Annotated in this window: 11 protein-coding genes and 1 pseudogene; 6 read left to right on the forward strand and 6 right to left on the reverse strand. The window is 69.2% G+C overall.

Annotated elements, in window-relative coordinates; translation table 11 throughout:
- Window positions 1-337, reverse strand: a 337-nt coding sequence (locus BMG07_RS38030; RefSeq protein ID WP_198088818.1) for a hypothetical protein, incomplete at its 3' end; no start/stop codon positions are given.
- A gap of 108 nt (window positions 338-445) precedes the next feature.
- On the opposite strand from BMG07_RS38030, the gene BMG07_RS38035 reads away from it, so the two are divergent.
- The 5 genes from BMG07_RS38035 to BMG07_RS38060 all read left to right on the forward strand — a co-directional run bounded on the left by BMG07_RS38035 (window position 446) and on the right by BMG07_RS38060 (window position 4339).
- Entirely contained in the window at window positions 446-931 is a 486-nt protein-coding gene (locus BMG07_RS38035) for a prepilin-type N-terminal cleavage/methylation domain-containing protein (RefSeq protein WP_198088819.1), read from the forward strand.
- Window positions 932-933: 2 nt separating this feature from the next.
- The gene (gene gspI, locus BMG07_RS38040; protein ID WP_269759808.1) at window positions 934-1314 is read left to right on the forward strand and encodes a type II secretion system minor pseudopilin GspI; all 381 of its coding nucleotides are present in this window, start codon (window positions 934-936) and stop codon (window positions 1312-1314) included.
- Between the two features lie 341 nt (window positions 1315-1655).
- Window positions 1656-1934 carry a hypothetical protein gene (locus tag BMG07_RS38050; protein ID WP_198088821.1) on the forward strand — a complete coding sequence of 93 codons (279 nt, stop codon included), beginning with the start codon at window positions 1656-1658 and terminating at the stop codon, window positions 1932-1934.
- An 86-nt stretch (window positions 1935-2020) separates the two neighbouring features.
- Window positions 2021-2515, forward strand: a complete 495-nt coding sequence (locus tag BMG07_RS38055) for a low molecular weight phosphatase family protein (RefSeq protein WP_198088822.1) — start codon at window positions 2021-2023, stop codon at window positions 2513-2515.
- 300 nt (window positions 2516-2815) lie between these two features.
- Entirely contained in the window at window positions 2816-4339 is a 1524-nt protein-coding gene (locus tag BMG07_RS38060) for a sensor domain-containing diguanylate cyclase (protein ID WP_198088823.1), read from the forward strand.
- A gap of 246 nt (window positions 4340-4585) precedes the next feature.
- Here BMG07_RS38060 and BMG07_RS45265 read toward each other — a convergent pair.
- The 5 genes and pseudogenes from BMG07_RS45265 to BMG07_RS43625 all read right to left on the reverse strand — a co-directional run.
- Window positions 4586-5518 (reverse strand): annotated as a pseudogene (locus tag BMG07_RS45265) (hypothetical protein); the annotation flags it as partial.
- A 5-nt stretch (window positions 5519-5523) separates the two neighbouring features.
- A complete protein-coding gene (locus BMG07_RS38070; protein WP_198088824.1) occupies window positions 5524-6918 on the reverse strand; it encodes an MBOAT family protein in 1395 nt (464 codons plus the stop codon).
- A gap of 7 nt (window positions 6919-6925) precedes the next feature.
- Window positions 6926-7603: a cell division protein FtsQ gene (locus tag BMG07_RS38075; RefSeq protein WP_198088825.1), complete on the reverse strand. Its 678-nt coding sequence runs from the start codon at window positions 7601-7603 to the stop codon at window positions 6926-6928.
- Window positions 7600-8022: an SGNH/GDSL hydrolase family protein gene (locus BMG07_RS43620; protein WP_269759810.1), complete on the reverse strand. Its 423-nt coding sequence runs from the start codon at window positions 8020-8022 to the stop codon at window positions 7600-7602. Before BMG07_RS43620 ends, BMG07_RS38075 begins: the two co-directional genes overlap by 4 nt.
- Window positions 7980-8276, reverse strand: a complete 297-nt coding sequence (locus BMG07_RS43625; RefSeq protein ID WP_269759811.1) for a hypothetical protein — start codon at window positions 8274-8276, stop codon at window positions 7980-7982. Before BMG07_RS43625 ends, BMG07_RS43620 begins: the two co-directional genes overlap by 43 nt.
- 183 nt (window positions 8277-8459) lie before the next feature.
- Between BMG07_RS43625 and BMG07_RS38085 the strand changes: the two genes are divergently transcribed.
- The coding region (locus tag BMG07_RS38085) for an LLM class flavin-dependent oxidoreductase (RefSeq protein ID WP_198088826.1) at window positions 8460-9189 on the forward strand (730 nt) is incomplete at its 3' end.

Here is a 9189-nt window from a genome sequence, read left to right on the forward strand (position 1 = left end):
CGGGCTCGATGGCCTTCAACGTGACCGAGCGCGCCAGCGCTTCGCCGACCCGGTAGGGCCGGGCCGCCGCATCGTTGACGGCCAGCACCGCAACGCCCTGGTCCGCGCCCTTGATGAGCCCCTTGACCGCCACGTTCGCGCGCAGCTCGCCGGGGCCGAACCACGCGGCGAGCACGCCGGCCGTGGGGTCGGCCTCGGTGCCTTGCACCTGCGCGGCCGGCGCCGGCGGCGCGGGCCGGTTCAGCAGCTGCGCCCACGTTGCCACGCCCGCCACGACGAGCAGCAAGCCCGTCGCATGGACGGCGTATTTCGCGGAGGGCTTGGGTTGGAATTTCACGGCGGCTTTCTCGGTGGACTTCGGAATGTCGTATCTATCACAGGGGCGTTGGGGTTTCGTGTCAGCGTGTTCATGCGCGCATCACATGCGCTGCCTAGCATCGACGGCATGAAGGCGCGCAACGACGAGGGCGGGTTCTCGCTGATCGAGCTGATGGTCGTGATGGTCATCGTCGGCATCGCGACGGCGGCCATCAGCCTGAGCATCGCGCCCGACCCCGTGCGCGAACTGCGGCGCGATGCACAAGAGCTGGTGCGGCACTTCGCGGTCGCGCAGAACGAAGTGCGCGTCGACGGCCGCGTGATCGCCTGGCAGGCCGACAGCGAGGGCTACCGCTTCGCGCGCGGCACCTGGCAGGCCGTGCCCGGCAGCGCGATACCGGTGGTGTCGACGGCAGGAGCGCTCGACACCTTCATGCGCGACGACGAATTGCGCCCGAGGGCGTGGCGCGACGGTCCCGTCGAAGTCACGCCCGCGCGGCCCGTGCTGCTGACCTCCGAGCCCATCGGCGCGACATGGCAACTGGCCTTGCGGCGCGGCGGCGCGACGGTCACCGTGCGGCGCGATGCGGCGGGCGGCTACGAGGTGCAATGAGCATGCGCGCGCCGCGTCGCTTCGTCATGGCGGGCTTCACGCTGATCGAGGTGCTGATGGCGCTGACCATCGTCAGCATCGCGCTCGCCGCCATCGTGCGCGCGTCGAGCCTGACCATCACCAACCTCGGCCTGCTGCAGCAGCAGTCGCTGGCCATGCTGTCCGCCGAGAACCGCGTGGCCGAGCTGCGCATCGCGCAGGGCGCGATGTCGCCGGGCACCGCCAGCGGCCCTTGTCCGCAAGGCGGCGTGGCGCTGACGTGCCGGGTCGAGATCGGCGCCCTGGCCGACGGGCTGCGCGCGGTGACGGTGGAGGTGTACCTCGCGGAAGAGGACAAGCGCCGGCTGGCCTCGCTGCAGACGCGACTGGCGCAGGCGCGCTAGACCATGCCACGCGCACACCGGCCACAACGCGGCTTCACGCTGGTCGAAGTGATGATCGCGATCACGCTCATGGCGGTGCTGAGCGTCATGGCCTGGCGCGGCCTGGACAGCGTGACGCGCGCCAACGCCATGCTCGAGCAGCGCACCGACAACATCGCGCGGCTCATGCGCGCGCTCGACCAGCTGGAGCGTGACGTGGCCTTGCGCGCCACCACCGAGTTGCCGCCCACCGCCACCGCCAGCCTGCTGCCCGCCGCGTTGACCGCGCGCAGGCAGGTCGACCTGCCGTTCTTCCTGGAGATCGTGCGCGCGCGCCGGCCGCGCCGGGGTATTGGCAGCGCGTGCAATGGTGGCAGCGCGGCGGCGTGCTCTACCGCGCGGCGGGGCCGGCGGCGTCGACGTTTCCGCTGCCCGCGCCGGACCAGGGCGCGCGCGTGGTGTTGCTGGAGGACGTGTCCGCGTTCCAGCTGCGCGCGTGGGAGCCGGGGCAGGGCTGGCGCAACCTGCCGGCCGCGGCACCCGCCCGCGCCGGCGCGACGGGGCTCGAGCTGGTGCTCGGCTTGCGCGCGGAAGGCGAGGGCGCGGCGCGAGGTTTTCGGCGGGTGTTCGCGCTCGATTGACGGCGCGTCAAGCGTCGGCCTTGACATGAACGATGCCTTCGGCGCGCGCGGGCAAAACCGGCCGCGCCTCGCTATAGTCAAGGGTCATGCAAAAACGAATCGGCGTGATCTTCGTCTCTCGACGAAATTCATTGCGCAGCATCCTTGCCGAAGCGTGCCTCACGCACCTGGACCCGCAACGGTTCTCGGCTTCTTCCTGCGGCCAACCCGGGCACGTTGCCCGCGAATTCCATCCCGCGGCAATCGGCGCGTTGCACAGTGCCAGCATGGCCGTGCCGCAAAGGCCGCCCCGCAGCTGGGACGAGCTCGCGCGCGCGAACCCGTCGGGCGCGGATTTCGTCATCACGCTGGACGCATACAGCGAGTCGCTGGAACCCCCTTGGCCCGGCCAGCCCGATGCGGCGCTGTGGGCTTATCCGGACGTCATCGTGGGAGCCGGCCCCGAACAGGTGGCGCATGCCGCGGTGCAGATGCTGTTCTCGCTGCGTCGGCGGCTCGAGCTGCTGGTCAGCCTGCCGATGCAGGGCGCCGACCGCTCGGCGGTGCGGTCCGATGTGCGGGATCTGGGGTACATGCGGTAGGTATCTGGCTCAGCGGCTTTGGCGAAGCCGATCGAGTTCGAGACAGACGAAGCGCGTTCGAGTTTCCTGTCGTGCATCCGTGCATCCGGTGTACACCCGGATCGGGTTTGAGAGACCGGACCCACGGGGGCTGCTGCGTCGCCGTCGACAACGGGCTGTACCATTGTCCTGCGCAACAGTGAACAATCGATCCATCGACAAAGGAACATTGACGCAATGATCAACTGGCGGATCGCCGTAGCGGCTCGGAGTGCACAAGTGGCGGTGCATCCGTTCTCGTTCTCTTAATCAAATAAAGCGGTGCTGCGTCGACTCACGATCACCTCCCGGGCGACGGTCTTCGTGGCCATCGTGTGCCTGGGTCTTGTGCTGCTCGACGGCTGGAACAGCTGGCAGGCCCGTTCGGCGCAGCTGCGGGAGATGAGCGTGGAAACGCAGAATCTCGCGCGTTCCATGGCGCAGCAGGCGGACGACGCGTTCAAGCTTGCCGACACGGCGCTCGTCGGCATCGTCGAACGCATGGAGTACGAAACCGCCGGTCCGGCCGAAGTCGCGCGGCTGCGTGAACTGCTGGCCGTTCGCGTGGCTGAAATGCCGCAGCTGGACGGGTTGCACGTCTACGACCAGGACGGAAACTGGGTCGCGAACTCGCGGCAGAACTGGCCGCAGAACCTCAACAACGCCGACCGGGAATACTTCAAGTTTCATCAGACACACACCGACCGGCGTGCGCGCATCGGCGTGCCGGTCCAGAGCCGGACGAACGGCCGGTTGCTGGTTCCCGTGTCCAGGCGCATCAATCATGCGGACGGCAGCTTCGCCGGCGTTGCCCTCGCCACGATCAAGATCGATTTCTTCCTGAAGTTCTACGACAGTCTCGACGTCGGCCAGGCGGGGGCGGTCGGGCTCATTCTTGAAAACGGAACCATGATCGCGCGCCGGCCGTTCGCGGTCAGCGCCGTGGGTCGCGACATGAGGGGAAGCGAACTCTTTCGCGCCTACACCGAGCACGGACCGGTTGGAACGGCGTATATCAAATCTGTCCAGGATGGAGTGCTGCGGCTCAACAGCTTTGCGCGCCTGCCGAACTACCCGCTGTTCGCGACCGCCTCCCTCTCGAAAGACGAGATCCTCGCCAACTGGCGGCGCGATACGCTGTGGCACTCCAGCGGCGTCGTGCTGTTGGTCTTGCTCGTTGCAGGCGTCGGCTGGCGCTTGATCCGCCAGCTCAAGCTGCAGATCCAGACCGAAGAGGAACTGCGGCGCGCGCGCGATGCGCTGGAAACACTGAACAAGACCCTCAACACCTTGGCGATGGAAGACGGCCTGACCGGCCTGGCGAACCGCCGGAAGTTCGACGTGACGCTGGAAACCGAGTTCAGCAAGGCGATGCGCAACGCGAGCACGCTGGCGCTCATCATGCTGGATGTGGACTGCTTCAAGCAGTACAACGACATCTATGGTCACGCCGCCGGGGATGAGTGCCTGCAGATCATCGGGCGCACCATCCTGCAGGTCGCGTCGATGCGCGCCGGCGATCTCGCGGCCCGCTATGGCGGGGAGGAACTGGCGGTATTGCTGCCAGACACCGACGTGGCGGGCGCGGTGGCCCTGGCGGAGCGGATCCGCAATGCAGTGCGCGACCTGAACATCGAGCACACGGGCATGCCGGGCGGCTTCGTGACCCTCAGCGCGGGCGTCGAGGCGCTGCGGCCCGCCGATCCGGATTCGGATGGGCAGCCGAAAGCGCTGATCCGGGCGGCCGACATGGCGCTGTACCGCGCGAAAGCGCTGGGGCGCAATCGCGTCTGCGCTGCGGCGTAGGCATCGACAAGGGACAGTAGCCAAGGGCCAGGGGCTAGCGAACCGTCCGATCCTGTTGTTTTGAACTCGGTTCCCCGGCACCAAGCGGCCTGTGCATCCACTGTCTTTCAGACTCGCCGATGGGCGATTCCAACGCCCGTTCGGGCACTTCCCACACGATGGCGCGCGGCGGGTTCTCGGCGAATGCGGCCCTGAAAAGTAGCGCCGCGCGGCACCTGAAAAATCACCCCCATCCATTACGAAGTCAGCAACCAGTGCCTGGCTGGCGAGCTGCAGGAACGCATGAAAGTTGCCGCGGCGCGAGAACGATGTGCCGACCAACACCGTGGCGGGCAGGGCCGTGGCACCGAACAGGTCGGTGCTCTCGTTGCGCGTTTCCACGGTCGATTGCCAGTCGGTGTCCGGCGCCGGCTTGAGCGACGCGGGCAGGCCGTCGATGCCGGCCAGGTGCACGAGGTCGCCCCATGTCGTCACGGCCTTGCGCGATGCGATGACGGAGGGCACGGGCTCGCCCTCGATGGCACGCATGCGTCGCAGGCGCTCGGCCACGGCATCGGCCGCGAGCCGGCTGCCGTGCTCCGTCCAGTGCGTGTCGGTCTTCAGGAAGGGGGGCGAGGTGGAGGCTTGGAGCGTGGGCGACAGGTCGAGCACGGGCACGCCCGATGCCTCGAGCAGTGCGGCCCAGTCGCGCACGCGGCTGTCCAGCGCGGGCGGGCGACGCAAGCCGCCGAGGTGTGCGCGTTCGATGCGGCTCTTGTCCGGCACGACCACGACCAGCAGCGCGATGCGCCTTGCCGCGAGCGCGCGGGAAATCTCCGAGACCGTGGCGGCGCGGTCGCGCGCATTCGCCGTGCGGTCGGGGTGGACGCGCAGTTCCTCGTCGAGAAAGAGCCAGCCGTCTTCGCCTTGCTTCACGTCGGCACCGAGGTCGCGCAGCAGCAGCCAGCTTGCCTCGCGCTGGTAGCGCGCGAGCGTTTCCGTCAGCGGCGTCGTGACCAGCGCTTTCGTCGTTTCGCGGCGCGCGGTGGCATCGTGAAGCAGCGACGCGTCAGCGCGTCCTATTGCCCCCGGCATGTTCGGCAACGTCGCGACGAATGCCGCACCGAGCGACGCGAGCAGCACGCCCGCCGTCGCCCAGCGGCGCAGTTCACGCGATCGTCGTGTGGTGCGCGTTGCCATGGCCGTCAGAACTGGAAGTAGAGAAAGGGCACGGTGCCACGGCTGGACACCAGCGCCAGCGACAGCAAGAAGCCCGCGATCGGCGCCAGCGTCGCGAGCACGGCGTAGGCATTGCCGGCAGGCCGTCGCGCTCCGGCCAGCGCCGGCGCAACCACCCATGCGATGCCGAGCGCATAGGCCAGCAGCACCGGCAGCCGCAGCGTGTTGGACAGTGCCGCCCCCAAGGCCATGCCATGCGCGCCGAATTGCCCGGCCAGCATGTCCTGCGCGACCGAAAAGTCAGGCGAGCGGAACAGCGTCCAGCCCAGCATCACGAACAGCATCGTCGTGGCATGCGCCAGCGGTGCGGGCAACCGCAGCCCGCGCGAACGACCCAGGTGCACCACGCCCAGGCCCACGCCCTGCGCCAGCCCCCAGTACAGGAAGTTCCAGCTGTCCGCCCCGTGCCACAGCCCGCCGATGGCCATGGTCAGCATCAGGTTCAGCAGCGTGCGCCCGGTGCCCTTGCGGCTGCCGCCCAGCGGCACATAGAGGTAGTCGCGCAGCCACGACGACAGCGAGATGTGCCAGCGGCGCCAGAACTGCGCGAGGTTGCGCGCGAGGTAAGGGCGGTCGAAGTTCTCGGGAAAGCGAAAGCCCAGCATCGCGCCGATGCCGATGGCCATGGCGCTGTAGCCCGCGAAGTCGAAGAACAGCTGCAGCGTGTAGGCCAGGCAGCCCAGCCATGCGTCGACGAAGCTCGGGTGCGCCGACGCGAACACCTGTTCGACCACCGGCGAGAGCGTGTCCGCCACCAGCACCTTCATCGCCATGCCGATCATGAAGCGGCGCGCGCCCGTGGCAAATGCCGACGCGTGCACGGCGCGGTGCGCGAGCCGCCGGCGCACCCAGTCGTAGCGAATGATCGGCCCCGCCACGAGGTGGCCGAACATGGCGAGGTAGGTCGCGAAGTCGACGGGCCGGCGCTCGGCCGGAAACTTGCCGCGATGGATGTCGACGAAGTACGAGATCGCCTGCAGCACGGTGAACGACAGCCCGATGGGCAGCGCAACGCGTTGCCACGCGAGCGGCATCGCGCCGGCGTACACGGCGGCCGCGTTGAAGGTCTCGACCACGATGTTGGCGTACTTGAACCACGCGAGCACGCCCAGGTTCAGCAGGATGAGCGTGACCAGCACGGCCCGCCGCCGCGGCCCCGCGCGCTCCACCAGCAGCCCGCCCACCCACGCCAGCGCCGTGAGCGCCATGAACAGCAGCAGGAACAGCGGGCTCCACCAGCCGTAGAACAGCCAGCTCGCGAGCAGCAGCAGCGTGTTCTTCGCGCGCGCGGGCGTCAGCGCATACAGCAGCAGGAACGCCGGCAAAAAGACCGTGAGGAATTCGAGCGAAGCGAAGACCACGGCCGGGTCAGCGCGCGATGCGGTCTTGCAGGCTGATCAGCCGGCTGCCCTTGCCGGCGGGCACGAGGAACACGCTGTAGCGCTGGCCCGCCTGCAGCGAGCCCAGGTCGACCGTGCCTTCCACGGGGCGGCCGTTGCAGGTGGCGTGCGCCGCCAGCTTCACCGGGTTGACGGCGCGGCGCGCGCTGGCCAGGGCGGCCTGGTTCTCGAAGATGACGGCGTTGCCGGTGCCGGCCAGCAAGCTGCCCGTGGTGCAGCGCGCGTCGGCGTTGTAGAACGCGAGCGAGGCGCGCAAGGGGTCGAAGGTGGGCGGCGCTTCGGTGAAGGTCGCGCCCGCGATGTCGCCGTTCGCCACTTGCCAGGCAAGTACCGATGCCGAGCCGCCCGATGCGATGCGCAGCGAAACGCCCAGCTCGCGCTGCCCGAGCTGCCACCGGCCCGTGACCGGCGCGTCGGAGCGCACCGGCTGGTAGTCGGTGACGGGGGCCGAAGGCGGCACCACGACACTGGCCTTGGCCGGGCCGCCGCTGTGCACCGTCAGCGCCTGCGCGCCGGCGTTGACGAAGCGCACCAGCGCCAGGTCTTGCGACGGGCCGGTGTCGTACAGCTGGGGCGCGGCGCCGGCCAGCGCGGGCAGCAGCGCACCGAGCGCCGCGAGGCGCAACGCGAAAGCGGCGTGCCTCATGGGCGCGGGTTGCCGGCGGCGGACGGAGAAAGGGGCAGGCGGGCCACCGCCTTGGCGATGGCGCCGCCCCAGGCGCGGTAGCCGCTGGCGGTGAAATGCTGCCCGTCGATGGTCGCCCATTGCCCGCGCGAGGACATCTCCAGCGAATCGATGAAAGTGCAGGGCGCGACGTTGGTCGCGAGAAAGCGGCTCATGACTTCGGCGCGCGCATAGGTCTTGCCGTACTGGCCGCCTTCCTGCCCCCAGGCCGGGCCGACCCAGGCGCACTGGGTGCCGGTGGCCGAAATGGCGCCGGTGAGCGCGGCCACCTGCTGCCACACCCAGTTCATCGGGAAGTCGGGCTGCCGGTAGGCGGCCATGGTGTCGCCGAGCACGATCAGCACGAGGTCGGGGTGCTCGGCCTTGATGAGTTGCGCCACGGCCGTGGTCCTGGCGCGGGCGCGGGGCTCACGACGGCCGGCTTGTTGCCGATGCGCTCCGCGCTGCCGCAGCTGGCGGCCTTGGACACGGTCCAGTCGTAAGGCTGCACGCCGCACACGCCGATCGAATGCACCTTCGCGCCCTGGCGCTGGAGGCCGTCATGCAGCGACGACATCAGGTAGTCGGGCTGCGAAAGATGACTGTCCCCGATGATGAGGATGGAAAGACCGGCGATTGCCGCTGCGAGTGCCACCAATATCCCTTTGCGTTATGAGGCCGGAAAATGTACCAGCAACGAAAGAATTCGGACGACGCTGAAACGCAACCGCCGCTTTCGTGCTGTCGTCGGCGGCTGCACGCTGCGCCGGGACATCGACGGAAAACAGATAAGCAAACTCGAAATCCGGCGTTCCCCGCCGAACGGCGCGCGGGCCCAATGACAGGTTTTCCCGCAGCCGGCCGCGCCGTTTCGAACCTTGTCCGCTCCATCTCCTGCTTCTTCTCCCGCGCCACGCGCCTGGGGTTCTTCAGCCGCCTGCTCGACGACACCACGGCCGCCGAGCGCTACCGCCTCGTGGCCGAGCAGATCGCGCATGCCGAGGCCTTCGGCTTCGACTCCGCGTGGGTGGCGCAGCATCACTTTCATGAACACGAGGGCGGCCTGCCGTCGCCTTTCGTCTTTCTCGCCTACGTGGCCTCGCGCACGCGGCGCATCCGGCTGGGCACGGGCATCGTCACGCTGCCGCTGGAAAACGCCGTGCGCGTGGCCGAGGACGCGAGCGTGCTCGACCTGCTCTCGGGCGGCCGGCTCGAAGTGGGCGTGGGCACGGGCGGCACGCCGGCGTCGTTCGCAGCCTTCGGGCTCGACAGCAGCGACCGCTCGGCCATCTTCGCGCGCCAGCTCGACGCGGTGCGCGCGGCGTGGACGGGCCGCCAACTGGCCGGCGGCGACACGCTGTACCCCTCGGGTTCGCAACTGCTGGGCCGCATCTGGCAGGCCACTTTTTCGGTGAGCGGCGGCGCGCGCGCGGGGCAGGCCGGCGACGGGCTGATGCTCTCGCGCACGCAGCCGCGCCCCGAGCAGGCGCCCGACGCCGCGCTCGCCGACATCCAGAACCCCATCGTCGACGCCTACCTGGCCGCGCTGCCGCCCGGCGCCGTGCCGC

Source organism: Variovorax sp. E3 (assembly GCF_016082275.1).
Classification (GTDB): Bacteria; Pseudomonadota; Gammaproteobacteria; order Burkholderiales; family Burkholderiaceae_C; genus Variovorax.

Excerpts from the sequence above, each read along its gene's own strand:
- BMG07_RS38035 (WP_198088819.1), top strand. The coding sequence starts at position 446 with ATGAAGGCGCGCAACGACGAGGGCGGGTTCTCGCTGATCGAGCTGATG.
- gspI (WP_269759808.1), top strand. The coding sequence starts at position 934 with ATGCGCGCGCCGCGTCGCTTCGTCATGGCGGGCTTCACGCTGATCGAG.
- BMG07_RS38055 (WP_198088822.1), top strand. The coding sequence starts at position 2,021 with ATGCAAAAACGAATCGGCGTGATCTTCGTCTCTCGACGAAATTCATTG.
- BMG07_RS38075 (WP_198088825.1), bottom strand. The coding sequence starts at position 7,603 with ATGAGGCACGCCGCTTTCGCGTTGCGCCTCGCGGCGCTCGGTGCGCTG.